This is a genomic window from Psychrobacter faecalis (assembly GCF_016107575.1).
Lineage (GTDB): Bacteria > Pseudomonadota > Gammaproteobacteria > Pseudomonadales > Moraxellaceae > Psychrobacter > Psychrobacter faecalis.
Genome location: NZ_JABAST010000031.1, coordinates 1 through 26900 on the forward strand (window position 1 = coordinate 1; position 26900 = coordinate 26900).

Sequence of the window (26900 nt, forward strand, 5' to 3'; positions counted from 1 at the left end):
TACAAAGGGTACGAGCAAGAGATTTATGGCATTTGTCTCATCGATTGATTCGTAAGATTCTTTCACACAATCTGTGCTTTGTACTCAACAAAAAACTTGGTAATCCGCCTCTTCAGTTTGAATTGCTTATTTCAAGTTGAGAGTGGGGTTATATAAATTAAATATCTAGATAAAAAGTAACTCGCTGTATGCGCGCTTACAAGCTTATGTTTTATGGATTTCTATCACTGCTATTGTTGGTAGCATAGCATAATCAAATAGTAAGACAGGTTGCTTTACGATAGTCAATTTGCAAGAAGACCCAGACCTGAAATAGCATTCTGCCGCTATAAATTAACAAGATATTTTGAATTGTATTTTACATGCTTTGCCATTTAAGCTATTGTTAATAAATAATTAAATAATTAAATAAGCACGGTTTATGTTTTCAATAAAATAAGACTGTGCTATAATTATGCCCTTTTTGGTATACCTGCGAAAGAGAGAATTCACATGGTTGTTATTCGTTTAGCACGGGGCGGTGCCAAGAAACGCCCATTTTATCAAGTAGTTGTTGCTGATCAACGCCGCGCGCGTGACGGTCGTTACATTGAAAACATTGGCTTTTTTAACCCGCTCGCTAAAGAGTCTGAAGAAGCAGTACGCCTAAACATGGAAGCGTACGATGCGTGGATCGCTAAAGGTGCACAACCTTCAGATCGCGTTGCTTCATTAGCAAAAGCTTATAACAAGTCTGCCGCTCAAACTGAAGCAACTGCTTAAGTTTGTACCGTCACTGAGGCGCTGATAGCTGGTCTATGGCAGTCTCAACAGACTTTAGAAAACATAGCGTAACTGGTTTGACCAGGGTGCGCCATTAACTGTTTATTACTTTTGATTGCGCTTAGCGCTGTTGATTGAGCTGTATTTACCCTTGTTCTTTAGTCATTGCTTTATCTATCATTGTTGTTTTAGTCATCGTTAGGTTAGCCGTTATGTCATCTGTTCCAAACGCTAGTGCACTTATGAAAATCGGCCAGCTAAAAAAGCCTTATGGCATTAAAGGCTGGCTGTGGGTATTTAGTGACACGGATGATCGCACGGCAATCTTTGACATGCAGCCTTGGTGGATGAAAACTGCTACTGGCATGAAGCCTTTAACTGTAAAGGCGTGGCGCGAGCAAGGGACGGGCATTGTCGCTCAATTTGAACAAGTCCCTGATCGTAACGTTGCAGAGACCATGAATGGCGTGACCATTTGGGTTGAGCAAAACGTTTTGCCAGAAACCGGTGAAGACGAATATTATTGGTCAGATTTGGTTGGCCTGCGCGTGATAAACGAGCAGGACGAAAACTTAGGCGATATTACTGAAATGTTTGAAACCGGAGCCCATGACATCATGCGTGTCGCGGCAACGTCAGACAGTTTAGATGCCGAGGAGCGCCTGATACCTTGGCATAAGCAAACGGTGATTGAGGTCGATTTGGCTGAGAAAACCGTGCTTGTGGCATGGCAAAGTGATTATTAATCGTAATTTCTTTTGATTGATAAAAACGTCATTCACGCAGTGTTTATGCAAGTAGAGATCTGATGTATTTTGCCGTGATTAGTATTTTCCCTGAAATGTTTGCCACGATTCGTGAGTTTGGAATCACGGGACGGGCAGTCACTCAGGAGCAAGTCACGATTGAATGCATCAATCCACGTGATTATACCACGGATAATTATCGCCGTATTGATGAGCGCCCGTATGGTGGCGGCCCTGGCATGGTGATGATGGCTGAGCCATTATCCCAAGCGATTGAGGATGCCCGCCTGCGTGCCCGTCAGCACGGTTGCCGTGTCGACAGTGCGCACTGTCCGGTGATTTATATGTCACCACAAGGACAGACGCTGAGCGAGAGTAGGGTGGTCAGCATGACTGAGTATGACGGCATGATTTTATTATGTGGTCGTTACGAAGGTATTGATGAGCGCTTACTGACGCAGTATGTCGATATGGAAATATCACTTGGTGATTATGTGTTGACCGGTGGCGAGCTACCAGCAATGGTGCTCATGGATAGTGTGGTACGTCGTCTGCCTGATATTATGGGTGATGATAAATCCGCTGAGCAAGACTCGTTTGTCGATGGTTTGCTTGATTGTCCGCACTATACCAAGCCGCATGAATTTGCTGGGTTGGCGGTCCCTGAAGTTCTACTTTCAGGTCATCATAGCAATATCGCTAAGTGGCGCTTTAGCCAACAGGTCGAACGTACGCAAGCGCGGCGTCCAGATTTATGGCAAGCGTTTACGCCAACGGTCGAGCAAGCAAAGTGGCTCAAAGCATTGGCAAAAGCAGATAAAAAATAGCGTTAATAGCGGTTAAAAACATAAACAGTTAAGCAATAATATTTTGAGCAACAATAAAACGTGTCATAGCATCATGGCCGTTGGTCATAACCCATTTACGTTGTAGTTATTATTAATCCAAGATATTAATAATAGCTATGATTCATTATTACAAACAGGTGATATGCGTCAAGCCTCTATTATCTAATGTGAGGAGATAACTCTCATGAGCAACAAGCATCCATTGGTTCAGGTCATCGAAAATGCGCAATTGATTGAGCGCCCAAGCTTTGCACCCGGCGATACCGTTGTGGTTCAAGTAAAAGTACGTGAAGGTGAGCGTGAGCGTTTACAGGCTTTTGAAGGCGTTGTAATTGCTAAGCGTAACCGCGGTCTAAACTCAGCGTTTACCGTACGTAAAATCTCAAGCGGTGTTGGTGTAGAACGTGCATTCCAATTGCATTCACCAATCATTGATAGCATCGAAGTGAAACGCCGTGGCGCAGTTCGCCGTGCGAAACTATACTACTTACGTGAGCGTTCTGGTAAATCAGCCCGTATCCGCGAAAAACTTGGTGCTCGTCCAGCTGCAAACAAAAAAACTGACGCTGGCGTACCTAAAGCAGTTGATACTGCTCCTGGTATTTAAGAACCAGTTTGCTTTGCTGCGCTTAGTCGTCTGATTGGACGCTTGATGCTTGGCAAGGCGAAAGTAGATACAAGCCCTTATTCATAGGTTTATTTATAAATAAGCGGGCCATACCAAAAAAGACAAAACCCCAATCTGTGCTTATGCCAGATTGGGGTTTTTGTTTCTGCCGCTTTTATTTAGGCTTTAATTGCTGCTTTCATGCTGTTTTCATTAAAGATTTGCGTGACATGTTGGCTTTCAATGTTTTAGGTCTCAATATTGTCTACGCGGCTGGTTTGGTCTTTAGACTTACTGTACTTACGCAGTCGAATATAAAGAGTCTTAGTAACAGTAGCGACGACTTTTTGTTGCTCATCGACGATATCGACGCTGTATTCACGAAAGACGGGCTCGCCATCCTTTGCCAACTCTTGAATAGCGATTACTTCAGCACTGCTAACCTTGATCCTTGCGGTGACTTTGCTCTTACCCGGCGCGATAAATTCAATATGTGAGCTTTTATCCCATACTACGTAGCTGCTGCCCAATTGGTGCATAAGCATCAGCATATAAAACGGATCTACCATCGAGTATAAGCTGCCCCCAAACTGGGTGCCGACGATGTTTTTGTTTAAATTATTTAAGCCCATGCTGACCACGCATAAACCTTGATCTAAATTCATGTGTTCAATCTTGATACCAGCGCCGATGTAGGGCGCATAAGTGTTGATACGCAGTTTAAGCAAGTAGGGCGTCAGTAATGGCATGATATTTTTTTTCGCGTTACGTTTAAGCGTTTCAAGTCTTTTAGGCAGTAAATTCATCAATATTTCCTATTCCCTTTTTAGATATTGCTAGTCTGATGGTATGAGTTATTTTTATTGTATTAAGTTAAGTATGACTGCAAGGATTGTTGCTTATAAGGTAAGTTTTCAAGCAATGAGTCATAAAAAGATATTTATCATAGTGAAAAACCATGAAGCTCGCCAGTTTTAAAGCGTAACGAAACGGCAAATGCGACGATAAAGCCATTATCTTATTTGCATTCATTACCATTTTCTAAGTGTGAACGATTGAGTCATAAAAAATATTTTTCATAACGATGCGGGTAGTATCTTTTAATGGCGAAAGTCTCGCATTATCTTTAACGATGTCTTACAATAGCGGGATTTTGTTTTGGGCGGTTTAATATTTACTCGATATTAGGATAATAACGCCGCTCAAACCTCAGTTGACATAAGGAAATGTGATGAGTGGTACACAGCTTCCCACCTCAGGGCGCAACCCGCAGCAACCAATCTCTTCTGATAATGACGATTTGCAAAGCAGCTATGTAGAGTTACATAAGCCCAGCGCTAGCTTTAAAAATCGTAATGCCTACCTCAATCATGAACTGCAAATCATGCAACCAAAACGTTGGCGTGCTAATTTGCCGTTCCGCGATTATCGTTTTGAGTATGAAGATACGATTCCGGCAATGGCAGCGACCATCGGTAAAGTGGTGATGGTGGGCGCCATTGCTGCAACCTTTGCTGGTCCGCTTGGTTTGGGCGATGCCTTTGTGCTAGAAAACGTGCGTTATGAATTGCTTATCGTGGCGTTTTTTGTGATTTTATTCTCAGGCTTCCTGCTACCGACTGCTAACCTTGCTGGTACGCACGGCCCACTGATTCCACTGATTCCTATCGTCGTTGCCGCGGGTGGTCATCCGATGGCCTTTGGTCTACTAATCGGTGCTTTTGGTTTGCTACTTGCCATTAGTAAAGGCGGCAGTCTGCTAGCGAACTTGACCAGTAAAGGCGTGTGCGGCGGCCTACTGCTATATTTAGGCTTTATCGGCACCACCTCCCAAGTCAAAAACCTATTTGCTTGGGCGGAAGGGATTGGTATGTCGCATATCGCCTTTGTGGTGATTCTACTGACGATTATCTTATACGCGCTGTTAGAGAATTACCAAAAACGCTGGCTGGCGGTGCCACTCAGCTGCTTGTTAGGCGGCGGAGTTGCCTTTGCGATGGGCGCGCCATTTGCCTTTAAAACCGCACCCGGCCTACCAAATATGAATCCAATGTATTGGTGGGGCGAAAACACCGGCTGGATGTTAGGCTTGCCGACTGTCGAAAGCTTTATCGTGGTGTTGCCATTTGCGGTGTTGGCAGTCGCTATGTGGTCACCAGACTTTTTAGGTCATCAAGTCTTTCAAAAAATAAGCTATCCAAAACGTACTGAGCGTGTGCTGATGGATATCGATGACACCATGACCAGCGCCTCTATTCGTCAGGTGGCAGGCTCTGTGCTTGGTGGTGCTAACTTCGCTTCTTCATGGGGCACCTATATTGTACCAGCGGCAATTGCGAAGCGTCCTATTCCAGCCGGTGCGGTATTAACGGGATTATTCTGTATTATTGCTGGTGTTTGGGGTTACCCCATGGATTTAGCCATTTGGGAGCCGGTAATGTGTGTGGCGTTGATTGTTGGCGTCTTTATCCCGCTACTTGAAGCGGGTATGGAGATGACCCGCGAAGGTAAAACCACGCAGTCTGCGGCGATTGTCGTCTTTGCTTCTGCCTTGGTCAATCCAGCCTTTGGTTGGTCGATTACTTTGGTGCTGGATAACTTAGGCTTGATTGGTTCAAAAGAGCGCAGTGCTAGCTTAACAAAAATGAGTCGCTGGATTATTCCTGTGGTGACCTTTGTCATTTTAACCACAGTGATGGCTATCGTCGGCATGTTGCCCGGTATCCCAGCGCTTTTGCCAAACTTCCGTCACTAGATTTTTAACGTTTCCCATAAAAGCCAGCCTCGATGCTGGCTTTTTTTATGACTTTGGTTAAGCCAGTTTTTGGCTTGCAAAATGCCTACTGTTGCCCCATAAATATGATATTACTTACGTTTTTACGGTGTGCTGTTTTTACTCTGTACTAACGTTAAAGCCCTTATTTAAGAGTCAAAAATTCTATGGTCAATGTCTCCGCATCGAGTCCCGTCGACGATAAAAAAGCCCGCCTTAAGCATTTGATTCAGCGCCTGCCAAATCTGCCAGGGGTGTATAAAATGCTGGGTAAAAATGGCGATATTCTTTATGTCGGTAAGGCCAAATCGCTGAAAAGTCGCGTCAATAGCTACTTTGCTAAGACCATTGACCATCCAAAAACACGGGCACTGGTAGCACGAATTCATAATATCGAAACCATTATTACCCGTAGTGAGACCGAAGCGCTATTACTTGAGCAAAACCTGATTAAAGAGCATCGTCCGCCTTATAACGTGCTACTGCGTGATGATAAGTCTTACCTTTATGTGTTTATCTCTGCGGATAAGCCCTATCCAAGATTGGCTTATGGTCGCGGTAAAGGCAATCACCAAAAAGGTCGCTTTTTTGGGCCGTTTCCATCGGCTCATGCGGCGAAAGAGACGCTGGTGCTCATGCAAAAAATGTTTCAAATGCGTCAATGTACCAATACCTTTTTTAAGCAGCGTAAACGCCCGTGCCTTGAATACCAGATTAAGCGTTGCCGTGCGCCCTGCGTTGGTTTGGTGTCGCCAGAAGAATACGCCGAGGACGTTAATAATACCATTCGTTTTTTAAAAGGCGACTCGAGTGATATTCATCAGACGTTAATTAAAAAGATGGAGAGCGCAGCGGAAGCCTTAGACTTTGAAAAGGCAGTTTTTTATCGTGATCAGCTCTCTATGCTGCGCGAAGTACAAGCGAAGCAAGCCGTTTATACCGTAGAAGGTGAGGCGGATGTGATTGCGATTGCCAGTCAGGCGGGCATGACTTGCGTCAATGTGCTGACTGTGCGCGGCGGGCGCGTGCTTGGCGGTAAAAACTATTTTCCCGATATCGATAGCAGTGAGCCACTTGCGGATAATTTATCGGCGTTTATTACTTCGTTTTATTTTCAAGTAACCGATGATTTGCCAGCTGAGATTATACTCAGCCATGAGCTGCCGGATCAAACAGCGGTCAATGAAGCATTGATAACCCACTTTGGCAGTAAGACAGTCATTAAAACCAACGTCCGCGAGCACCGCGCTGAATGGTTAGATTTGGCCAAACTCAATGCCAATAACGCCCTAAAAACCAAGCTTGGCGATTATCTAGAATTGCATGCGCGCTTTGGTGCACTGAAAGACGTGTTAGCTGATGTCACTGATCGAACCATTGACCGTATCGAGTGCTTTGATATCTCACATACCATGGGCGAGGCGACCATCGGTAGCTGCGTGGTCTTTGACCAAGGTGGTTCGCGTCGCCGTGATTATCGTCAGTATGCGATTCATGATATCCAAGGTGGTGATGACTATGCGGCGATGAAGCAAGTGCTGACGCGGCGTTATAAGAAGCAGCCATTGCCGGATTTATTGCTGATTGATGGTGGTAAAGGTCAGCTTGGTATTGCTAAAGAAGTACTCACAGAGTTGGATATTCTTAATGATACGTTGCTCATTAGTGTGGCAAAAGGTGAAGGGCGTAAAGCAGGCTTGGAAGTATTGCACTTTATCGATCACGAGCCGCTTGACTTGCCGATGGATAGCAAAGCGCTGCATTTGTTGATGCATATTCGCGATGAAGCGCATCGGTTTGCCATTACCGCGCACCGTAAAAAGCGCGATAAACGCCGTTCCTCATCGGTGCTAGAAGTAATTCCAGGGCTTGGCGAAAAGCGTCGCCGTGACCTGCTTAATCACTTTGGCGGTATGCAGCAATTGCTTGGTGCATCGCAGCAGGAGCTGGCTGGCGTGCAGGGGATTGGTCCGGTATTAGCGAAAACGATTTATAAAGTGCTGCATGAGTAGTTTAAGCCGTATGGGCTAAATTTAAGTTTGTGCTCATAAAGCCCAACAATAAAAAAGTTGTCTTAGAATTATCTAGGACAGCTTTTTTTATTTTAATAAACTACAATTATTATTCGGCATTTTCTCTTTTATAAGTCACAAACCTAAAATCTAAGCCACTTTTTTCATCGTGTTTTTGCTCAGATTCTGCTACGACTACAAACTCGTTTGGCAGCTCAGGGTAAAAGGCATCGCCATCTTTAATATCAGTATCGACATGTGTCAGCTCGACGCGGTCGGTATACATCATCGCCTCACTAAAGACCCGCTCGCCGCCAATCACCCAAATGGTATCAAGGTGCGCACCATGAGCAAGGCTGGCAGCTTGTGTCAGCGCATCGTCTAAATTGTGCATCACATAAGCCTTTTCACTACCGACTAAGTTATTTTGCTCGGCGTAGTCTAGTTGGGTCGTGATAATAAAGCTGATGCGTTTTGGTAGCGGCTTGCTGCCCATCGACTCAAAAGTCTTACGACCCATAATGACGATACCTTGTATCGCGCCGTCACTTTGTTTGGTCGTCATATTTTTGAAATGCTGCAAGTCAGCTGAGATATGCCACGGCAGCTCATTCCCTTTGCCGATACAGCGATTGCGACTGATGGCCGCGATTTGGGCAACTTCGGTATTGGCATAGCTCATAACCTATCCTTTTTATGGTCTTTTAAAAGTAAAGCGATTAAATTTAGACGGCAACTTTGGCTTTAATAGCTGGATGCGACTCATAACCCTCAACGCTGATATCGTCAAAGGTAAAGGCAAAAATATCCTTGATGTCAGGGTTTAGGGTTAAGGTTGGCAGCTCATACAGCGAGCGCGTCAGTTGTAATTCAACTTGCTCGCGATGGTTTTGGTAAATATGACAATCGCCGCCCGTCCAAACAAATTCGCCGACTTCTAAGCCGCATACTTGCGCCACCATATGAGTCAGTAAGGCATAGCTGGCGATATTAAACGGCACACCGAGGAATAAATCCGCTGAGCGCTGATAAAGCTGGCAGGACAGTTTATTGTCTGCGACAAAGAACTGAAATAAGGTATGGCAAGGCGGCAGGGCAACTTGATCGGCTTCCTTTGGATTCCAACCAGAGACGATTAAGCGGCGCGAGTTGGGATTGGTCTTTATTTGTTCAATCACGTCAGTGATTTGATCGACGCCATCGTTCTCATAACTGCCGTCTTTCCGCTTGGTGGCGCCATAATTGCGCCATTGATGACCATAAATGGGACCCAAGTCGCCAGCAGGACGGTTAAAGCGCGCGGTTTGGTCAGCGGTCGCCCATTCGTTCCAGATACGCACGTTATTTTCTTGCAGATAATCAACGTGGGTACTGCCACTTAAAAACCAAAAGAGCTCATAAACGATCGATTTAAAATGGACTTTTTTGGTGGTTAATAAGGGAAATCCATCGGCTAAGTCAAAACGTAGCTGCGCACCAAAGTGGCTTAGCGTACCAGTGCCAGTACGATCGCCTTTTTCAGTGCCATTCGTCATGACATATTTTAGCAAGTCTAAATAGGCTTGCTCATTTTTACTGTTATGATAATTACTGGTCATAAAACTACTCTTTTGCCTGATTCAAATATAGCATTCAATATTTAAACGTGTTTTTAATATCTTACTTGGTAATTAATGCTTAATAAGCCGCCTGTTTACCCCAATCATAGATGCCACGCTTATAAGCATAAACCAGCATGATGAGACCAATAATAATCATTGGCGCGCTTAATATTTGGCCTTTGGTCATCCAGCCGAGTAAAATAAAGCCTTGGTCGGCATCGGGCTGACGGAAAAACTCGATAATAAAGCGGCTAAGACCGTAACCTAATAAAAAGATAGCCGAGACTGCCATACGGGGACGCGGTTTTGAGGAATACCACCATAAAAAGATAAATAGCAGCAGACCTTCTGCAAGCGCTTCGTAGAGCTGCGATGGATGACGCGGCAATAAATACTGGCCATTGACCTCAAGCATTAACGATTGTAATTTAGGGTTGGTTTGTAATTGCTGCGCATCAAATGCTGCGGCTTGCGGAAAGTAAGTCAGCCAATTATAGCCACCGTCTGAAACGCGTCCCCATAGCTCGCCGTTGATGTAGTTGCCGATACGCCCAAACAGCAGACCCGTTGGTACACAAGGAATAATAAAATCGAGCACCTGAAAAGAGGTCTTTTTATATTTACGGGCAAAATATAACATGCCTAATAAGACGCCAATCATACCGCCGTGAAACGACATGCCGCCTTCCCATACCCTAAACAGATACGCAGGATTTTGTAGCAATTCACCAAATTGATAAAACAATACATAGCCGATACGGCCGCCCAAAATGACACCAAGGGCACCAAAAAAGACCAAATCAGACACCATATCGGTAGTCCAGCCATCGCGTTTGCTACTGCGATACCATGCAAGGCCATAAGCGGCGGCAAAGGCTAATAAGTACATTAAACCATACCAGTGCACTTCTACTGGCCCCAAGGACAGCGCTACGGGGTCGAACTGAGGATGAATCATCATAAAGGCATCATATTATTGATAATGGAGTGTGGCCCATAATAGCAAAATTCATCCCTTGCGAATACTATGATAAGTTTATCGATAAATAAATGGATAAGGGAATGGCACATGGAATCAATAGCAAATCGGAGCAAAAACCGATAAGATGAAAAAAAGTGCTTCAATTTCTAAGGAATCCTTATGCAGTTGCCTTTACCAACATTATCCTTGCTCGGCATCATGGCTTCAAGTTTGACGCTATGGATTCCTATTAATGCCCAAGCAGCGCTGAGTAATATTGAAAATATTACTATTTATCAAGGCTTAGCCAGCGTCACGCGTACCTTGCCAATCAATGGCAGTGGCGAGCAAACGCTGGTCTTTTCTTGTTTATCGCCGAACATTGACGCTGATAGCATTAGCGTACAAGCACTAGGTAATGTTAATGTCGGTGAAGTCAGTATCGAAACCTTGAGCGCTGAGCAAGCGGCGCAATGTCAATATGGCCAATATCAAGGCGACGCCAAAGTACAAGTCCAGAAAAACACTCTTGCCGATATCAGCGCTGAATTAGAAGCAGCACGCTTAACCAAAGCCTATCTGCAAAATTTGACCAAAGTGACGCAAATTAATACGGCTGGCACATTGGCCAATAACGCCCGTGATTTAGAGACACAAGCGGCCAATATTAATAAAAAGATTGTCGAGCTACAGCAGCGCGAGGCACAAGCGAAAGATGCGCTCAATCAGCTGCTGGCGGGTAGTACGACCTCAAAACAGAATAGCGTGACCCAAGTTAGTGTTCGCACCGCCAGTCGCACGCCAAGTACGGTTAAACTGCATTATCAAGTGCGCGGCGCCAGTTGGGAGCCGACCTATCAAGCGCGCTTAAATACCGACAGTAAGCAGCTGAATATTACCGCTTCTGCCATCATCGCTCAACAAACTGGCGAGAATTGGAACAACGTGCCTGTTATTTTAAGTAGCGTAAATCCCAATCAAACGACTACCAGTCAGCTGCCACGCGTTGAGCGCTTGTCATTATATGAAGAGCAGCAACAAGCCAAATTGTCTCGTTATGCAGCGCCGATGATGGAGATGGAAGCGTCTCCTGTGCTCGTCGTAGATAGTGATAGCTATAGCGGTACTGGAAATATGCCGCCGCTACCGAGCTTTGCGGTAAGCAGCCAAAACAAAAACGGCATCACCGAATATCGCTTGCCGCAGCGGGTCAGTATTCCTAGTGATGGTCGGCGCGTACGTACGGTCATCGATGAGCAGTCTGGCACTAGCAAACTTTGGCTACGCAGCACACCAAGTGCCGAGACCGCCGCTTATTGGTATGCATCCGCGCCATTCTTGACGCCTACTTGGGCAGATGGCTCACTGCAGCTATATCGCAATAATAACTATGTCGGACAGTCGCGCTATAATTATCAAACCCTAAAAGAGCAGGGTATTGGCTTCGGTATTGATCCAAGTTTGCTGGTCAAGCAGCTGACCGACGAGAATAAACAAGGTGATAGAGGCGTATTTAACCGTCAGCAAACTAAAACCATTACTCAGGCCTATCAATTTACCAATCAGCACAATCGCAGCGTGCGCTTGCAGGTGTTAAGTGCTGAGCCGGTGAGCAGCGACGATAGTATTAAAGTCATGGCGGCGCATACCCCAGCGATTAGCCAAAAAGACTGGAATGACAATAAAGGGATGGTCGCTTGGGAGTTTGATTTGCCAAGTAAGCAATCACAAGTGCTGCAATCAACATATCAAATCAGCTACCCTGCTGATAAAAAGCTGAATACCAACTAAGCGCTAATAATTTAATATTTATATCAAGGAAAACTATGTGTATCGTCGCCATTGCTTGGCAGTTATTTGATGAGTTGCCGTTGGTTTTACTGTCCAACCGTGATGAGTTTTTACAGCGTCCAACAGATCCGCTGCATCAATGGGAGGATAAGCCTATTTATGCAGGGCGCGATAAGCAAAGTGGCGGCACATGGCTTGGCATACATCAACAGCAACAGGGCGATTTTTACGAGCAAAACGGACGTTGGGCGGCGGTATTAAATTTTCGTGATGGCGTACAAGCAAGTAATGACGAACGCTCACGTGGCGAATTGGTCACCGATTTTTTGACCAGCACTTTAAACCCATTGGAATTTGCTCGGCAAATCAGTTTGCAAGATTACGCAGGTTTTAACCTTGTTATTGGCGATACGGCGCAAGCGGTCATTGTCAATAATCGTGGTCATGCACCGACGCCGTTATATACAGGATTGTACGTAATATCCAATGGTCAGCCAGAAGAAGCGTGGTTTAAAACCGAACGCCTACGCGGTCGGTTACGCCAAGAGGTGTTGCCATTGATTAGCGAGAACAGCGCCCTTGACTACTGGCAAGCAGCGGCGTTTGCCGTGATGTCGGATAACACGCCAGCGCCAGAAAATAAATTACCCGAAACAGGTGTCGCTAAGCAGATTGAGCGCGCACTGTCCTCTATTTATATTGAGTCTGCTGATTTGAGTAGTATGAATAAAACAGCCATGCCAAGCTATGGAACGCGGACGCAAAGTATTTTAACCTTACGTAAAGAAGATAGGACAGACAAAAAAATCAAAGCAGCGCTTATTAGCCGTGAATGCCAGCATAGGCAAATTTAATATAAAAAAATTCCCCTATGAATAATAGCTATCAATAGGGGAATTTGTTTTCTGTTTGAATACTTATTCCACCAACAAATGGTTGTTTTGTTCTGGAATAATCAGTTCTTGTTTAAGCGGTAGTTCGCGCACCAATTCTTGCAAGGCGCGACGATATACCCCGCGTTTAAAATGAATCACTTGTCCGAGTGGATACCAGTAGCTGACCCATTGCCAATGGTCAAATTCTGGTTTACCCTCATCAAAGCGGATATGTTGAGTATTCGGCTCATCTAAGCGCAGCAAAAACCATTTTTGTTTTTGCCCAATACACAAAGGATACTGCCCATGACGCACATAGCGTTTTGGCAAACGATAACGCAACCAATCTTGCGTGACCGCCAGTAGATCCACATGACGCGGATGTAAACCGACCTCTTCCCAGAGCTCGCGATACATCGCATCCATCGGCGTCTCCCCGCGGTCGATGCCGCCTTGAGGGAACTGCCAAGCGTTGTGACCAATACGTTTTGCCCACAGAACTTGCCCTTGTGTATTTGCCAAGATGATGCCGACATTGGCGCGAAAGCCGTCTGCATCTATCATGACTAAACCCTTTTAAATTATTTAAAAATAGCTTATTTCGACAAGGTACAACGACAGCAATCATAGTTATTATAGGGTGATGACCATCAGTACTATGACAAAATAAGATTCATTACCGTTATTAAACCAAGAAACAACCAAAATGTGTAACAGTATTTTGCTATAAAATGTTTCACAAGATTAATACTTTAAAATCAATCAGTTATAAGCACACTTTTGTTAGTAAATTCCGCGGATTTTTTTAATAATGATAAGTCGCGGTAACGATAGGTGTATAAATACTTAAATATCGAATATTATTGTTAAAGCATAAATAAGGTAGCGGTTTATAAAAGGTAAGCAAGAAAAGGCAAACAAGGAAAGGGCGTCATAAATCTGGTTTTTGCTTATGCTACACTAACAAAAGACAGTGTTTTTTAAAAAGAGATTGTATTTCAAAAAATAAGAAACCGTTACTATTCAAATGAAAATTCATGTCAAATTAAAAAGCATATAAATTAAGAAGCATGCGCATTCAAAATCGTAGTAATTAAAACAAGGAATATCTAAGATGTCAGAGTCAAAAGCAAGCGTCACGTGGCAAGAAAATAAAGCCTTTATGGGCGTATCGCCATCAGGACATAACGTCCAAATCGATGCTGATAAAGAAAAGGGCGCCAGTCCTATGGAGCTAATTTTATTAGGACTTGGTGGCTGTGCCAGCTACGATGTGGTGGCAATTTTACAAAAGTCGCGCCAACAAGTGACCGACGTACGTTGTGAGCTGACCGCTCAGCGGGCTGAGACTATTCCAGCAGTTTATACTGACATTCATATGCATTTCATCGTGACCGGACAAGAAGTCAAAGAAAGCCAAGTAGAAAAAGCCATCAAACTGTCGGCCGAAAAATATTGCTCAGCCAGCCGGATGCTGGTGCAGGGCGGCGTCAATGTGACTCACGATTTTGAAGTGATTGCAGGATAGGGGCAAGTATACTGATGAGTCTATTCTTTGGGTTGATTCCCGATAGTGCCGCAGCGGCTATTTGGGCGATGGTGGTGGCAAGTCTGCTGCCACTGGCGATGGCGCTGACAGCAAAAGCGCTTGGCGGTTTTAATTTGGCTGACAATGCCCATCCGCGTGATTTCTTACAAGGGACGACGGGAGCTGCCGCGCGGGCCAATGCTGCCCAGCAAAACAGTTATGAAACCTTGCCTATATTTTTAGCGGCAATGTTGGTTGCGATGCTGTTTTTTGTACCGCAATTAATTATTAATACCATCGCTTGGCTATATGTGCTGATTCGTATTGGTTTTTGCGTGGCTTATATTACCAATTTAGCGACCTTTCGTTCTATTCTTTGGGTGCTTTCGATGGCTTGCTCATTGATGTTATTTTATTTAGCGATACGGGTGAGTTTTTAGCTTATTGCTGCTGTAAGTCTTTGATATTCTAATTTTTAACACCTTCAAAATATCGCTCATAAAGCGCTGATTATTCGCATGTGCTCTTTTGCAGCGCCGCGATAATCACCGCTTTATTTTTTTCTCTTTTAATACGTTCCCACAAGGTTTGCGCCTCAGCGTAACCCTTGGTTAGCATACCAAGCCACTGCTTATAACGCCCGACCAACACCACATCATTTTTCGCCGTACCCTCTAAAAATTTAATCTGATGGGTAATTAAATCTTGCCATGCTAAGGCTGTCAGCGTTTTTGTGTCGTTATTATCGGCATCAATCTTGGCAATTAAATCAGGACGGGTGACAGCGCCGCGACCAAGCATCAGATGCTGGGTTCCTGACTGCGTCATACAGTTTTGTGCGTGCTCACTATTCCAAATCTCACCATTGGCAATCACTGGTATCGCAAGCGTATTAAAATTTTGGATTTTGTCCCAATAAGCGGGCGGCTTATAGCCTTGGGTTTTGGTACGCGCATGAATGGTTAGCCAATCGGCGCCGCTCGCAGCAATCGCTGCTTTGATATCGTCCATGCGACTGGTATCGGTATAACCCAAGCGAATCTTTGCGGATACGGGAAGATGAGCGGGTACGGCTCGGCGTACGGCGCTGATAATCTCATACATCACGTCAGGCTCATCAAGTAGCACTGAGCCACCACGATGGCTGTTAACCGTTTTAGCCGGACAACCAAAGTTGATATCAATCGCTGGCGCACCAAGCTCGGCAGCATAAGCGGCATTTTCTGCCATCAATTGCGCGTCACTACCGAGCAGCTGAATATGAATCGGTGTACCAGATATGGTTTTGGCATCATGATGCAACTCTGGCACGTATTTATAAAATACATGTGCTGGCAAGACAGTTTGGGTGACGCGAATAAATTCACTGACCGACCAATCATAAGGGCGACCCAAGTCTGACGCAATTTGGGTTAGGATTTGGCGCATCAAAGGATCAGTTAAGCCTTCCATGGGCGCAAGCAGGCGAACAGGATTGGCAAATAATTGCTGTATGGTGTTTTGGCGTGCTTGAAGTTGTTGATTATGATTCATGATCGGAGAGTCAATGTTATAAAAAGAGGTCGGCAAAGGCGATGAGGTGAGAGATAGACGGGCAGATTAAGTATTACCAAAAATGACCTTTTTCCCTGTCTGCAGTCCTGATACCAAGTCTTTAATATTATGAATATCTAAATTGCTTTGCGCGCGCGTACACGCAACGTAGAGCAGACGCAGTTCTTCTGGGCTAATCTTGACCGCATTGGTGGTCACGTCATAATAAAAATCATCATCAAGCTGCACTTTGCCCCACTCAAGCCCTTTGGCTTTATGCGCGGTTGAGATGACATAATCAGCATTTTCGATACGGGTTAGGCTGTTAACTGCCTGCGTCAACACATTGGTACCATGGTCATCGACCAACTTCACCAAGGTTTTAAGGTCGCTGCCTTCATTGGTTTCAGAGTATTCTTGGACGTCACCCCAATTATAAAAATACGCCAGTTCGGGCACGCCATACGCCGATTTGCCATTTTTTAAGTTTTCGGCTGCCTGACAAAATTTAAGCATACGATCGGTATCGGCTTGCAGAGCAACTCTATGACCAAGTTTTAAACCTGTTAGCAATTGCGACATCGCCGCCGCATTGGTACGGCAAAGAATGGCATCTTTTTTACTATGCACCATACCTTTTTCAGTAGACGATTGCTTATTAGGATTGCCTTTTAATGGTACGTCTTCTTGTAACGCTTTAAGCAAGGTATTAGCAATCTCAGCAATTGGTTCGCCAAAACGAAACGATTGGGTCAATAAGGTTTGCGGCAACGGCAGTTTTTTCATCGCATTGACCGCGCCGCGCCACTCATAAATCTGCTGATGGGCGTCGCCGACATAAATCACCTGCCGTGGCTGCTGGGTCAAAATCCCCATCATCAACGGATCGGCATCTTGCGCTTCATCAAACAAGATAAAGTCCGCAGGAATGCTCGGCTTCGATAAGGCCCACAATTTAAGATAAATATCATGGCCGATACCAGCCGGATGGCGCGCATCAATCGACTGTAACCAGCGCTGTTCAACAGCAGGGTAGAGCATTTCGCGCAACTGCTCGCTATCTGACTCAGCAAGCCAGCTTGGAAATTCAAGATGCCTTGGGGCAGGATAGCTGGCGTGGGTACTACAAAAATTGCTCACCGCATCACTGACAAACCGCGACAAGCGCGCTGGCGTGAGGGTAATATATTTATTCACCCCATCCATTTGCCGACGTACTTGTACCGGTTGTAAGCCTAAATCATCACCCAAACGCTTGGGTGAAAATCTTGGTAACGACAATTTAGCGGTAATATCACGTGGTACGTGACGGTAGGCTAATGAGTGAAACGTGCGACAATCGACGTGACCGGGAAATTTTTGCCGCGCATCGTTGGCAATGGCTTTGTTAAAGGCTAAATACAAGCCGCGACCGCGCAGACGCTCACCGATTAATTTGAGCGTCGTGGTTTTCCCTGCACCCGCATAAGCGACCACTTTAAATGACTTGTGATCCATTGCCATGTTTAGCGCGTTCAGCTGCTCATCAGTGGGATCGCTCATATAAGCTGGCATCGATGCGGACATAATAAAGCTACCTAAAAAACTAGAATGGAGTCAAGATTAGCGGCGGTAAAAAAAGCCACTGCATAAACAATGGCTGACGGCTGATAATAACGGTGATATTGAGACACTCATTAACACTGAGGGTAGTACTGAGCGACTTAAATAAGAAAGCTATTTAAATAAGAAAGTTATATTAACAGATTAGCGTGTTGGCTGCTTTTTGAATAAGTGCCTGATAAGTAAAGTTATTCTTTCTTCAACTCTATATCGTCTGTCAAAGTCAGTTTGCGTTCTTCTTTGATTAAAACTTTCGCTAAAAACAATCCCAGCTCAAACAATAACCACATCGGAATGGCGAGCATCAACATTGATACGCCATCAGGCGGTGTAACGACCGCTGCAACGGCAAAACAGCCGACGATAATATAGCGGCGTTTATCTTCTAGACTCTGAATGGAGACGACACCCGCCAATATCAATAGTAAAGTCACCACTGGAATCTCGAAGGTAAGCCCAAACACCATAAACAGCTTGAGCGCAAAGCTTAAATAACTGTCGATATCTGTCATCGGTAAGACGTTTTGCGGCGCAAACATGATAAAGAACTTAAGCACGCCTTTTAACACAATAAAATAAGCAAACGCTACGCCCGCATAAAATAAAAATATCGAAGACATTAATACGGGAATAGCGACTTTTTTCTCTTTTTTATATAAGCCGGGCGCAACAAACGACCAAATTTGATACAAGATATAGGGCATTGCCAAAAATGCCGCCACAAAGATACTCAGACGTATCGGCGCCATAAAGTTAGAGGTGATATCGGTCGCAATCATCGTTGATTTGGCGGGTAACTGGGCGACCAGTGGGTCAGATAAAAAATCATAGAGCTCGCGTGAAAATCCGACCAACGCCAAAAATATCACCAGTACCGCGACGCATATCTTAATCAGATGCCGGCGCAATTCAATCAAATGCTCAGTAATCGGCATATCAGCCATTGAGCTTAAGATATCACCAGAGTCATCATGCGCAGCGGCATCTGTGGCCGCATCTGTAATAGCATCGATGTCTGTAGCCGTTAATTTTTCTTGACGGCTTTTTTTACGCTTAAATAAATCCACTAATCATTCTCCTGCTGCTTGGCAGAAGCCTGCTGAATTGATGATTTGTTAATCGATGGTTTATTTAAATGGTTATTTAATAACGTATCGGCTTTATAATTGGGCAGGTAGGGCGGCTGCGGCAGACGCCTTGCTTTATCATAAGCGCCAAGACGAAACCACATGTTTTCCCAGGGTTTGGTGCTGATATTTTGAATGTTGCTTTGCGTTGTTTGTGTAGTGATGTGTTGAGTGTCGCTATCATCATTACCTTGACTCTCTGAAAGTTCAGACTCTGTTAACTTTTTATCTAACCCATCATTGTCATAGGTATAGTCAAATTCTTTTGGCGTTGCTAATGAATGATCGTCTTTTTCATGGTCGATTTTATTGCTATCACTATCCACTTTAGCAGTATTAACTCGATGCGCAGCTTTAAGATGCTGGTTTTGCGAGGATTCAAATTCTTGCAGACTGCCGCGCATCTCTGCCATCTCACGGCGCATTTCAGCTTCAGTTTCACGAATTTTAGCCAGCTCTTTTTGCATTTGCTGCCGTGTCTCTGCTAAGTCAAGTTCCGCTTCGATTTCAGACTGCAAAGTAGACACCGTACGACGAATTTTGGCATACCATTGCCCAGCCGTACGCGCCGCTTGGGGCAGTTTTTCTGGCCCCAAAACGATTAAGGCGATGACGCCAAAAAGCAGTAATTCTGAAAATCCGATATCAAACATAATGTCTCAATGCCACTGTTAAATGCTATACATTATGCTTATCATCAACCTTAGTGGTTGTTCGCTCTTCAGGGTGCGCGTTGCCGTCATGATCAAGCACAACTTGCTTTTTGGCATGTTCAGTATTTTCATCTTTAACGGCGTCTTTAAAACCTTTGACCGCGCCGCCCAAATCTTTACCGGCATTTCTTAGCTTGGAGGTGCCAAATACGACCACCACCACCACCAATAAAATCAGCCAATGCGTAATGGAAAAACTACCCATGATGCTATCCTTCTGTCTTGGTTTTCAGTCTTTATAGGAATACGTTGAGTGTATAGAATATTGCTGTCGTACACAAAAGCTATCGACAGCTTATGAGAAGTAACACGTCACAAGCTTATGAGAAGTAACACGTCACACTATTATAACCTGCCGTTATGACAAAAAGGTGAAAGCAACAATAATCAAACAGGGTAATGGCTAAGCTTAAAAACGCTAGCGCGCTGCTTTTTCATCAATACCTGACAGACCAAAACGTCGGCCTAGCTCATTTAATACCGCTTCTGATTCTATATCAAACCATGCCAAGCCCACTAAAGTATGGAACCAAACATCAGCAACTTCATAAATCAGCTCGTGACGCGCTTCGTCATACTGGGCTTTGTCGCTATTTTCATCGCAATTGGCTAAGTCTTTGGCCGCGATGATGCTCTCGGTACTTTCTTCGCCTACTTTTTCTAATATTTTATTGAGACCCTTGGCATATAGACTTGCCACATAAGAGCTGTCAGCGTCCGCTTGTTTGCGCTCGGCCAATACCTTATCAAGCTCCTGCAAAATAGAATGAGTGGTAGCAAGGCTGTTATTTTGATGGGTGAGCGAATGGTCTATATCTTCCGCCGCCGCTTCATTAATTTTAGGCGTGGCTTTTGCAGCGGCGTTTGTCTGATAAATTTCTGCTGGGTCTTTTAATACTTTATCGACGGTTTGCCATTCAGGTGTTTGCCCAGACAAATCTAAACGCTGATAAAAACAAGACTCGCGGCCAGTATGACAAGCGATACCGCCCGCTTGCGTGACGCTCAGTACAATCACATCAGCGTCGCAATCTAGACGAATATCATGCACGCTCTGGGTATGCCCAGACGATTCGCCTTTATGCCATAACTTGCCACGCGAGCGCGAAAAATACACCGCTGTCTGCGTTTCGGCAGTCAATTGCAGGGATTCGGCGTTCATCCACGCCATCATCAAAATACGTCCGGATACATAGTCTTGAGCAATCGCAGGAATCAAACCAGCAGTATTAAAATTTACGGCAGCAAGCCAAGCAGGTAAAGTCATCATCTATCAGTCGTCTTATAAGAAGTAATGAGAAAGGGGTAAACGGTATTAAAGAAAGTAGTAAAAATAGCGCTCAATCTCTACTTAAACACAGCTATCGCTGACATTCAATATGTTAATGCAGGAAATAAAGCGCAATTATAACAGCAGCACGTTTTGCGCGTAGTGTATTTAATAGCAACTAACGCACCCTATAAAGTAGCGATTAAAACTTTCCTTGGCAAAACAGCGTACTATCTGCTAAAATAGCGCCTCCCACCTCGAGGCAAATAGCCGTTTAGTGCTTGTTTTTAAAGCGACTATTCGTTTTTACTATTTGACGACCAGGTTCTATCAAAGACAAAGAGGCAAATCATCATGAAAGTTAAGATGAAAACCAGAAGCGGCGCCGCTAAACGCTTCAAAAAAACAGCGAACGGCTTTAAGCGTAAACAAGCATTCAAAAGCCATATCTTGACCAAGAAATCAGCTAAGCGTATTCGCCAGTTGCGCGGTCTAAAGATGGTGGACAAGTCTGACGAAGCAGCAGTTCGTCGTATGTGCCCATACATCTAATAGCCTATCGTCATTTAGCTTTAATCAATTAAAGATATTTGACTTTGCAATTTGATAACGATGTCTATTAGTTAATTATTTGATGACATCGTGATTCGTTTAATAATGATTAAAAAATCTTGGAGTAATTTATGGCCCGTGTAAAACGTGGTGTACAGGCAAATCGCCGTCACAAAAAAATCTTAAAGCGCGCAAAAGGCTACTACGGCGCTCGTTCACGTGTTTATCGCGTAGCGGTACAAGCAGTGACCAAAGCTGGTCAGTATGCATATCGTGACCGTCGCAACAAAAAACGTACTTTCCGTCGTCTTTGGATTGCACGTATCAATGCTGGTGCACGCTTAAACGGCTTAAGCTATAGCCGCCTTATCAACGGCTTGAAAAAAGCAAACATTGCTATCGATCGTCGCGTACTTGCTGACATCGCTATGCATGATGCAGCGACTTTCACCGCCTTAGTTGAAAAAGCAAAAGCGGAATTAGCCTAAATATTAACTATCCTTTAAGTATTCCGCTTTTTTGAGTGTTTGCTTAAATGGATAGCACTAATATTGATTAATAGTACGATATTAATAAAAGCTACCGCTGGTCGGTGGCTTTTTTTATATTAAATTATTTTACAGCCAGTTTTACACCGCAAAAATGTAAAACGTTTTTAGTGAAGTTGCACCTTTCATTGTCTAAATATTCAAGCCATTTATATCACACGCCTTTGGTTGAAAATGAGTGGGTAAATGGTTTGCAATATTTGGTCAAATCCCTACAATTATAAATCACTATTATTAATAGTCCGTTTAAATCAGGAAGAATGCGTCTTATGACTACCCCTGCTGCTACCACCGATTTGTCGGCGCTACCGACCTTGTCCACCGAGCTCAGCGAGTTAAACGAAGCCCAGTTAAATGAGTTTGCCAGTGCTGCTGAAGCGTTAGTTCTACAAGTAACCGATGTGCGCGCCCTGCAAGATTTACGTGTGCAACTGACCGGTAAAAAGAGTCCATTAACCGGCTGGTCAAAGCAGATGGGTAAGCTTGGCAGCGATGACAAAAAAACTTACGGCGGCTGGTTACATCAAGTGCGTAGCCGCATTCAAGATGCGTTGACCGCGCAGCAGCAAGAGCTAGAAGTGGCGGCATTAAACGCCAAGCTTGCCAGCGAGAGCATTGATATCACCTTGCCTGCGCGCGGTGGTCAAAAAGGCCATTTGCATCCCGTGACCATGATTACCCAGCGTATGCAGCAGTATTTTATCCAAGCGGGTTTTAATGTCGCCACTGGCCCTGAAGTTGAGAGCGATTACTATAATTTTGAAGCGCTAAATATCCCATCGCATCATCCAGCACGGGCGATGCACGATACCTTCTATTTTGATGCGCATTATTTACTGCGTACCCATACCAGCCCCGTGCAAATTCGCACCATGGAAAAGAATGAGCCGCCGATTCGTATTATTTGCCCAGGCCGCGTCTATCGTAATGACTCAGATCAAACCCATTCGCCGATGTTCCATCAGCTAGAAGGCTTGATGGTTACTGAGTCGAGCACCTTTGCCGAGCTAAAAGGCTTGATTAGTGAATTCTTAGAAGCATTTTTTGCCAAAGAGCTGACCGTGCGTTTCCGTCCCTCATTCTTCCCATTTACCGAGCCTTCTGCTGAAGTCGATATTCTCGATGATAATGGTAAATGGCTTGAAGTCATGGGCTGCGGCATGGTACACCCACAGGTGCTGACCAATTGCGGTATTGATAGCGAAAAATACACCGGCTTTGCTTTTGGCATGGGTATCGAGCGCTTTGCCATGCTGTATTACGGTATCGATGATTTGCGCCTGTTTTTCCAAAACGACGTACGCTTCTTAAAACAGTTTGGCTAGATGGTCGTTATTAATACGTCACCCTTTATTCTAAAATCTTTATTATAAAATTCTGATCCGAGATATTTATGAAAATTAGCGAACAGTGGCTACGTCAATGGGTAAACCCCAACAATAGCAGTGAGCAATTGGCCGAACAGCTTACAATGGCAGGGCTTGAGATTGACGATCGCTTTGCGGTTGCTCGTGCTTTTAGCGGCGTGGTAGTAGGTGAGGTAATCAGCGTCGAGCAGCATCCCGATGCCGATAAACTGCGCGTCACGCAGGTCAATATTGGTGCCGCTGAGCCGTTACAAATCGTTTGCGGCGCGCCCAATGTGACGGTTGGTATGAAAGCGCCGGTTGCGACCGTTGGTGCCGTTTTACCATCTAACGACGCAGAAGGCTTTACAATTAAAAATGGCAACCTACGCGGTGTCGACTCTAACGGTATGCTTTGCGGTGCTTCTGAAATTGATTTAACCGATAGCATCGATGGTCTGCTTGAATTGCCAGCTGATGCACCTATTGGCATGGATATCCGTGAGTATTTAGGTTTAGACAATCAAATACTGGATATCTCTATCACCCCAAACCGTGGAGATTGCTTCAGCGTACGCGGTATCGCGCGCGAGATATCAGTCATTAACGATTTGCCGATGCAGCAGCCTTCAATTCCTGCCAACGTGCCAACTGACGCTAACGGTACTGAAAATGCTACGCCCGCAGTAACGGTAAGTGCGGTTGAAGCGTGCCCACGCTATTTACTCCAATCAATCAGCAACATTGATCGTAGTATCGATACGCCAAAATGGATGCAAGATGCGCTCGTACAGTCAGGACTGCGCTCGCATAACTTTTTGGTTGACGTGACCAACTATGTATTGATGGAACTCGGTCAACCGCTACATGCGTTTGATGCCGATACCATTGTTGGTGATATCGTAGTACGTTTGGCACAGCCTACTGAAACCATTACTTTATTAAATGAGCAAACCATTACTCTAACGGGTGATGAGTTGGTCATTGCCGATGATAAAAGTGCATTGGCACTTGCCGGAATTATGGGCGGTCAGCGTAGTAGCGTTACTGATAGCACCACCAATATTGTCCTAGAAAGTGCCTTTTTTAACCCATTAGCTATCGCTGCACGCGCACGCCGTTTTGGTTTGCATACCGATGCCTCACAACGTTTTGAGCGTGGTGTCGATTTTGAATTGCCAGCGTTAGCACTAGCGCGTGCTGTTGATTTGATTACCAGTGTCACGGGCTCGCAAGCTGGGCAAATAGTAAAAGTAGAAAATAGCGAATACTTGCCAGCACGTACGCCGATTACGTTGCCAATTACTAAAGTCCATGAGGTCATCGGTATTGAGATTGAGCCAGCAGTGATGGTGCGTATTTTGACTCAATTAGGCTTTGAGGTAGAGCAGCAAGCAGATAAGCTGATTTGTACGCCGCCATCGTATCGCTTTGATATGAGCATTAAGGAAGACTTGATTGAAGAGATTGCCCGTATTTACGGTTATGACAATATTCCAAGCGTCTTGCCGCATTTGCAAGTCAGCATGGATTATGACGACACCGCGGACTTGACGCATGAGATGAAGCTGGCCTTGGTCAATAATGGCTATATGGAAGCCATTAGCTTTAGCTTTAGTGATGCAAAAATAGAAGCCTTGCTTGATGATAAAGCATTGGGAGAAGTGTTAGCTCTTGCCAATCCTATCTCTAGCGACTTAGCGGTGATGCGCCGTACTTTGCTATCAAGCTTATTGCCTTGTGTGCAATATAACCTCAATCGTCAGCAGCCGCGCGTGCGTTTCTTTGAAACGGGTTTAAGCTTTGTCGGTCAAAGTATTAGCGAGCTGGTACAAACGCCAAGTATTGCGTTAGTCGCAGTTGGCGATGTTTGGGATGAGCAAGCGTATCAAAACCGTGCACTAGATTTTTATGATCTTAAGCATGATATTGAGCAGTTATTACCGGTGCAAATCGACAGTGCGCGTATCCGCTACGAGCGTAGTGCGCTTGCCTTCTTGCATCCGGGTCAAAGTGCCAAGCTTTATATCGATGAGGTATACGTCGGTTGGTTGGGTCAACTCCATCCTAATACCGCTAAACAGCTAGACTTGCCAGCGACGTGGGTCGCGCAATTGTCACTGGCGCCATTATTAACCTTGGTACGTGAACAGCACGCTATCATCACGCCAAGCAAGTTCCCACACGTACGCCGCGATATCGCTATCTTAGTCGATAGTGACATCAGCTTACAGACCTTGCAGGCGACGATTCGTGCTGCAGCTGGTGAATTGCTGACAGATTTATGGTTATTTGATGTGTATCAAGGCGACAAAGTACCGACCGGTCAGCGCTCTTTAGCGTTTGCTTTAATATGGCAAGATAAAGCACAGACCTTATCTGATGACGCAGTAAAAACGGCGACAGATAAAGTCGTGCAGGCGCTAACTGAACAGCACGCTGCTCAGTTGCGTGATAGCTAAAACCAAGATATAACCATCTAAAACGCTCTATAGCCTCTGCATAAATGAGGCTATGGCGTTTTGCTATTTATAAAAATGTTTATCTTAGATAAATTTTCATTCATAAAAAAGTTAAGTGGTTATTAATAAAGGATTTTCATGCAGACTTTATGAAAAAGAGGACAAAAAACCTTTATAATAACTAACATTAATTCTCATACCGCTAAACCATGATATTCGACATCACGACATAGCATAGGAGTCGTACTGTGAGCACCTTAACCAAATCTGACATGATTGAGCATTTGATGAGTCATCTTAACCTGACACGCCAAGAAGGCCGCTGTTTGGTGGAGAATTTTTTTGACGAGTTGTCAGAGAGTTTGATTGATGGCAAAGAGGTCAAGCTGTCAGGCTTTGGCAACTTTGAGCTTAAAGATAAAAATAGCCGTCCTGGGCGCAACCCAAAGACAGGGGAGCCCGTTGCCGTGTCAGCACGCCGCGTCGTCACCTTTAAAACTGGACAGAAATTTCGCCAGCAAGTGGATGAGCGTTTATTTGACCAATAATAATCTTTGTAGTAAGTAAAAATGATGGTTATCACAGTCTATTGAATATATGACTGTGATAACCATCATTTTTTTATGGGGCGCTTTTATATCAAACTACTTTTTATAAAACATGAATAGTAGACATAAAAAAAGAGAGCATAGGCTCTCTTTTTTACTGCAGTACTTTTATCATGAAAAATAAAAATTACTGAGCTGGTTCTTCAACAACAACTTCATCAGCAGCGTCAACAGCTGGAGTTTCGCTAGCTACGTCAACGCTAGTAGTAGTACCATCTACAGGTACTTCAGCATCAACTTCGTCAGTAGCAGTAGTAGCTTGTGCATCAGCGATGTCAGCTTCAGCATCAGCTACAGCAGCTTCAGCTTCTGCAGGTACCGCTTCGCCTTCAGCAGCAGCTTCGTTTAGCTCTTCAGAAGCGTCTTGCACTTCTTCTTGCGCGTCAGATAAATCTTCAGCAGCGTTTTCTTTGTTGCTATCACAGGCAGTAAGGCCCATAGTTGCAGTCATGATACCAGCTAGAGCAAGTAATTTAAGTTTCATAGGGTTTCTCCGGGAAAATGAAATGATCAGTAGCAGCAAAAAAGGTTGAATCTCCGAGATGTCCCAGAATTCAACTAGTATTAATTACAGCTACTCAGCTTTCACGCATTCTATATGATTTCTTTCTGCATGGAAAGAGGTTGTACAATTA

General features: G+C 44.5%; 27 protein-coding genes and 1 pseudogene. 16 read left to right on the forward strand and 12 right to left on the reverse strand.

What is annotated here, in order from left to right:
- The 5 genes and pseudogenes from JFC07_RS09760 to rplS all read left to right on the forward strand — a co-directional run.
- Positions 1–140: pseudogene (locus JFC07_RS09760) on the forward strand (IS982 family transposase); the annotation flags it as partial.
- 352 nt (positions 141–492) lie between these two features.
- Complete coding sequence (rpsP, locus tag JFC07_RS09765; RefSeq protein WP_068403757.1) at positions 493–762, forward strand: 30S ribosomal protein S16; 270 nt, start codon at positions 493–495, stop codon at positions 760–762.
- A 212-nt stretch (positions 763–974) separates the two neighbouring features.
- Positions 975–1508 (forward strand): ribosome maturation factor RimM, encoded by a 534-nt coding sequence (rimM, locus tag JFC07_RS09770; protein ID WP_068403756.1) that lies wholly within the window; start codon positions 975–977, stop codon positions 1506–1508.
- Between the two features lie 62 nt (positions 1509–1570).
- Entirely contained in the window at positions 1571–2335 is a 765-nt protein-coding gene (trmD, locus tag JFC07_RS09775; RefSeq protein WP_198328947.1) for a tRNA (guanosine(37)-N1)-methyltransferase TrmD, read from the forward strand.
- A gap of 205 nt (positions 2336–2540) precedes the next feature.
- The gene (gene rplS / locus JFC07_RS09780; protein ID WP_068403752.1) at positions 2541–2963 is read left to right on the forward strand and encodes a 50S ribosomal protein L19; all 423 of its coding nucleotides are present in this window, start codon (positions 2541–2543) and stop codon (positions 2961–2963) included.
- Positions 2964–3211: 248 nt separating this feature from the next.
- Here rplS and JFC07_RS09785 read toward each other — a convergent pair whose 3' ends face one another.
- A complete protein-coding gene (locus JFC07_RS09785; RefSeq protein ID WP_068403750.1) occupies positions 3212–3769 on the reverse strand; it encodes a DUF4442 domain-containing protein in 558 nt (185 codons plus the stop codon).
- 425 nt (positions 3770–4194) lie between these two features.
- Here JFC07_RS09785 and JFC07_RS09790 point away from each other — a divergent pair, with 425 nt between their 5' ends.
- Both JFC07_RS09790 and uvrC read left to right on the forward strand, forming a co-directional pair.
- On the forward strand, positions 4195–5718 hold the full coding sequence (locus JFC07_RS09790) for a DUF3360 family protein (protein ID WP_193030975.1): 1524 nt from the start codon (positions 4195–4197) through the stop codon (positions 5716–5718).
- A gap of 185 nt (positions 5719–5903) precedes the next feature.
- Positions 5904–7748 (forward strand): excinuclease ABC subunit UvrC, encoded by a 1845-nt coding sequence (gene uvrC / locus JFC07_RS09795; protein WP_193030977.1) that lies wholly within the window; start codon positions 5904–5906, stop codon positions 7746–7748.
- Positions 7749–7857: 109 nt separating this feature from the next.
- Here the strand turns inward: uvrC and JFC07_RS09800 are convergent, their stop codons facing one another.
- The 3 genes from JFC07_RS09800 to lgt all read right to left on the reverse strand — a co-directional run bounded on the left by JFC07_RS09800 (position 7858) and on the right by lgt (position 10310).
- A complete protein-coding gene (locus JFC07_RS09800; RefSeq protein ID WP_198328948.1) occupies positions 7858–8430 on the reverse strand; it encodes a dihydrofolate reductase in 573 nt (190 codons plus the stop codon).
- Positions 8431–8473: 43 nt separating this feature from the next.
- Positions 8474–9346 carry a thymidylate synthase gene (locus tag JFC07_RS09805; protein ID WP_193030980.1) on the reverse strand — a complete coding sequence of 291 codons (873 nt, stop codon included), beginning with the start codon at positions 9344–9346 and terminating at the stop codon, positions 8474–8476.
- 79 nt (positions 9347–9425) lie between these two features.
- Positions 9426–10310: a prolipoprotein diacylglyceryl transferase gene (lgt, locus tag JFC07_RS09810; RefSeq protein WP_198328949.1), complete on the reverse strand. Its 885-nt coding sequence runs from the start codon at positions 10308–10310 to the stop codon at positions 9426–9428.
- Between the two features lie 180 nt (positions 10311–10490).
- Between lgt and JFC07_RS09815 the strand changes: the two genes are divergently transcribed.
- Together JFC07_RS09815 and JFC07_RS09820 are read left to right on the forward strand one after the other, a co-directional pair.
- Positions 10491–12101 carry a DUF4139 domain-containing protein gene (locus tag JFC07_RS09815; protein WP_198328950.1) on the forward strand — a complete coding sequence of 537 codons (1611 nt, stop codon included), beginning with the start codon at positions 10491–10493 and terminating at the stop codon, positions 12099–12101.
- Between the two features lie 35 nt (positions 12102–12136).
- Complete coding sequence (locus JFC07_RS09820; protein ID WP_102077597.1) at positions 12137–12955, forward strand: NRDE family protein; 819 nt, start codon at positions 12137–12139, stop codon at positions 12953–12955.
- Positions 12956–13018: 63 nt separating this feature from the next.
- Here the strand turns inward: JFC07_RS09820 and JFC07_RS09825 are convergent, their stop codons facing one another.
- A complete protein-coding gene (locus JFC07_RS09825; protein WP_068403735.1) occupies positions 13019–13540 on the reverse strand; it encodes an RNA pyrophosphohydrolase in 522 nt (173 codons plus the stop codon).
- A 550-nt stretch (positions 13541–14090) separates the two neighbouring features.
- Here JFC07_RS09825 and JFC07_RS09830 point away from each other — a divergent pair.
- Positions 14091–14504, forward strand: coding sequence for an OsmC family protein (locus JFC07_RS09830; protein ID WP_068403733.1), 414 nt, complete (start codon positions 14091–14093; stop codon positions 14502–14504).
- 14 nt (positions 14505–14518) lie between these two features.
- Positions 14519–14944: an MAPEG family protein gene (locus JFC07_RS09835; RefSeq protein WP_068403731.1), complete on the forward strand. Its 426-nt coding sequence runs from the start codon at positions 14519–14521 to the stop codon at positions 14942–14944.
- Between the two features lie 70 nt (positions 14945–15014).
- Here JFC07_RS09835 and JFC07_RS09840 read toward each other — a convergent pair whose 3' ends face one another.
- The 6 genes from JFC07_RS09840 to hisIE form a co-directional block, all read right to left on the reverse strand.
- Positions 15015–16037, reverse strand: coding sequence for a tRNA dihydrouridine synthase (locus JFC07_RS09840; RefSeq protein WP_198328951.1), 1023 nt, complete (start codon positions 16035–16037; stop codon positions 15015–15017).
- 66 nt (positions 16038–16103) lie between these two features.
- Entirely contained in the window at positions 16104–17603 is a 1500-nt protein-coding gene (locus JFC07_RS09845) for a UvrD-helicase domain-containing protein (RefSeq protein WP_191690735.1), read from the reverse strand.
- 224 nt (positions 17604–17827) lie between these two features.
- Positions 17828–18706, reverse strand: coding sequence for a twin-arginine translocase subunit TatC (gene tatC, locus JFC07_RS09850; protein ID WP_193030992.1), 879 nt, complete (start codon positions 18704–18706; stop codon positions 17828–17830).
- The gene (gene tatB, locus JFC07_RS09855; protein ID WP_193030994.1) at positions 18706–19419 is read right to left on the reverse strand and encodes a Sec-independent protein translocase protein TatB; all 714 of its coding nucleotides are present in this window, start codon (positions 19417–19419) and stop codon (positions 18706–18708) included. Before tatB ends, tatC begins: the two co-directional genes overlap by 1 nt.
- Positions 19420–19444: 25 nt before the next feature.
- On the reverse strand, positions 19445–19684 hold the full coding sequence (gene tatA, locus JFC07_RS09860; protein ID WP_144297674.1) for a Sec-independent protein translocase subunit TatA: 240 nt from the start codon (positions 19682–19684) through the stop codon (positions 19445–19447).
- Positions 19685–19897: 213 nt separating this feature from the next.
- Positions 19898–20746, reverse strand: coding sequence for a bifunctional phosphoribosyl-AMP cyclohydrolase/phosphoribosyl-ATP diphosphatase HisIE (gene hisIE / locus JFC07_RS09865; RefSeq protein WP_193031049.1), 849 nt, complete (start codon positions 20744–20746; stop codon positions 19898–19900).
- 357 nt (positions 20747–21103) lie between these two features.
- On the opposite strand from hisIE, the gene rpmI reads away from it, so the two are divergent.
- From rpmI to JFC07_RS09890, 5 genes are all read left to right on the forward strand, one after another.
- A complete protein-coding gene (gene rpmI, locus JFC07_RS09870; protein WP_011281253.1) occupies positions 21104–21301 on the forward strand; it encodes a 50S ribosomal protein L35 in 198 nt (65 codons plus the stop codon).
- Between the two features lie 131 nt (positions 21302–21432).
- A complete protein-coding gene (rplT, locus tag JFC07_RS09875; RefSeq protein WP_058369591.1) occupies positions 21433–21789 on the forward strand; it encodes a 50S ribosomal protein L20 in 357 nt (118 codons plus the stop codon).
- A gap of 329 nt (positions 21790–22118) precedes the next feature.
- A complete protein-coding gene (gene pheS / locus JFC07_RS09880) occupies positions 22119–23174 on the forward strand; it encodes a phenylalanine--tRNA ligase subunit alpha (RefSeq protein WP_068403765.1) in 1056 nt (351 codons plus the stop codon).
- A 68-nt stretch (positions 23175–23242) separates the two neighbouring features.
- On the forward strand, positions 23243–25657 hold the full coding sequence (gene pheT, locus JFC07_RS09885) for a phenylalanine--tRNA ligase subunit beta (protein ID WP_198328952.1): 2415 nt from the start codon (positions 23243–23245) through the stop codon (positions 25655–25657).
- Positions 25658–25905: 248 nt separating this feature from the next.
- Positions 25906–26205, forward strand: a complete 300-nt coding sequence (locus tag JFC07_RS09890) for an integration host factor subunit alpha (protein WP_011281249.1) — start codon at positions 25906–25908, stop codon at positions 26203–26205.
- Positions 26206–26392: 187 nt separating this feature from the next.
- On the opposite strand, the gene JFC07_RS09895 is transcribed toward JFC07_RS09890, so the two are convergent.
- On the reverse strand, positions 26393–26749 hold the full coding sequence (locus tag JFC07_RS09895; RefSeq protein WP_198328953.1) for a hypothetical protein: 357 nt from the start codon (positions 26747–26749) through the stop codon (positions 26393–26395).
- Positions 26750–26900 lie beyond the last annotated feature (151 nt).

What these genes read in the sequence shown, in the direction of transcription:
- rpsP (WP_068403757.1), top strand. Translation starts at nt 493, where the DNA reads ATGGTTGTTATTCGTTTAGCACGGGGCGGTGCCAAGAAACGCCCATTT.
- rimM (WP_068403756.1), top strand. Translation starts at nt 975, where the DNA reads ATGTCATCTGTTCCAAACGCTAGTGCACTTATGAAAATCGGCCAGCTA.
- trmD (WP_198328947.1), top strand. Translation starts at nt 1,571, where the DNA reads ATGTATTTTGCCGTGATTAGTATTTTCCCTGAAATGTTTGCCACGATT.
- rplS (WP_068403752.1), top strand. Translation starts at nt 2,541, where the DNA reads ATGAGCAACAAGCATCCATTGGTTCAGGTCATCGAAAATGCGCAATTG.
- JFC07_RS09785 (WP_068403750.1), bottom strand. Translation starts at nt 3,769, where the DNA reads ATGAATTTACTGCCTAAAAGACTTGAAACGCTTAAACGTAACGCGAAA.
- JFC07_RS09790 (WP_193030975.1), top strand. Translation starts at nt 4,195, where the DNA reads ATGAGTGGTACACAGCTTCCCACCTCAGGGCGCAACCCGCAGCAACCA.
- uvrC (WP_193030977.1), top strand. Translation starts at nt 5,904, where the DNA reads ATGGTCAATGTCTCCGCATCGAGTCCCGTCGACGATAAAAAAGCCCGC.
- JFC07_RS09800 (WP_198328948.1), bottom strand. Translation starts at nt 8,430, where the DNA reads ATGAGCTATGCCAATACCGAAGTTGCCCAAATCGCGGCCATCAGTCGC.
- JFC07_RS09805 (WP_193030980.1), bottom strand. Translation starts at nt 9,346, where the DNA reads ATGACCAGTAATTATCATAACAGTAAAAATGAGCAAGCCTATTTAGAC.
- lgt (WP_198328949.1), bottom strand. Translation starts at nt 10,310, where the DNA reads ATGATGATTCATCCTCAGTTCGACCCCGTAGCGCTGTCCTTGGGGCCA.
- JFC07_RS09815 (WP_198328950.1), top strand. Translation starts at nt 10,491, where the DNA reads ATGCAGTTGCCTTTACCAACATTATCCTTGCTCGGCATCATGGCTTCA.
- JFC07_RS09820 (WP_102077597.1), top strand. Translation starts at nt 12,137, where the DNA reads ATGTGTATCGTCGCCATTGCTTGGCAGTTATTTGATGAGTTGCCGTTG.
- JFC07_RS09825 (WP_068403735.1), bottom strand. Translation starts at nt 13,540, where the DNA reads ATGATAGATGCAGACGGCTTTCGCGCCAATGTCGGCATCATCTTGGCA.
- JFC07_RS09830 (WP_068403733.1), top strand. Translation starts at nt 14,091, where the DNA reads ATGTCAGAGTCAAAAGCAAGCGTCACGTGGCAAGAAAATAAAGCCTTT.
- JFC07_RS09835 (WP_068403731.1), top strand. Translation starts at nt 14,519, where the DNA reads ATGAGTCTATTCTTTGGGTTGATTCCCGATAGTGCCGCAGCGGCTATT.
- JFC07_RS09840 (WP_198328951.1), bottom strand. Translation starts at nt 16,037, where the DNA reads ATGAATCATAATCAACAACTTCAAGCACGCCAAAACACCATACAGCAA.
- JFC07_RS09845 (WP_191690735.1), bottom strand. Translation starts at nt 17,603, where the DNA reads ATGTCCGCATCGATGCCAGCTTATATGAGCGATCCCACTGATGAGCAG.
- tatB (WP_193030994.1), bottom strand. Translation starts at nt 19,419, where the DNA reads ATGTTTGATATCGGATTTTCAGAATTACTGCTTTTTGGCGTCATCGCC.
- tatA (WP_144297674.1), bottom strand. Translation starts at nt 19,684, where the DNA reads ATGGGTAGTTTTTCCATTACGCATTGGCTGATTTTATTGGTGGTGGTG.
- hisIE (WP_193031049.1), bottom strand. Translation starts at nt 20,746, where the DNA reads ATGACTTTACCTGCTTGGCTTGCTGCCGTAAATTTTAATACTGCTGGT.
- rpmI (WP_011281253.1), top strand. Translation starts at nt 21,104, where the DNA reads ATGAAAGTTAAGATGAAAACCAGAAGCGGCGCCGCTAAACGCTTCAAA.
- rplT (WP_058369591.1), top strand. Translation starts at nt 21,433, where the DNA reads ATGGCCCGTGTAAAACGTGGTGTACAGGCAAATCGCCGTCACAAAAAA.
- pheS (WP_068403765.1), top strand. Translation starts at nt 22,119, where the DNA reads ATGACTACCCCTGCTGCTACCACCGATTTGTCGGCGCTACCGACCTTG.
- pheT (WP_198328952.1), top strand. Translation starts at nt 23,243, where the DNA reads ATGAAAATTAGCGAACAGTGGCTACGTCAATGGGTAAACCCCAACAAT.
- JFC07_RS09895 (WP_198328953.1), bottom strand. Translation starts at nt 26,749, where the DNA reads ATGAAACTTAAATTACTTGCTCTAGCTGGTATCATGACTGCAACTATG.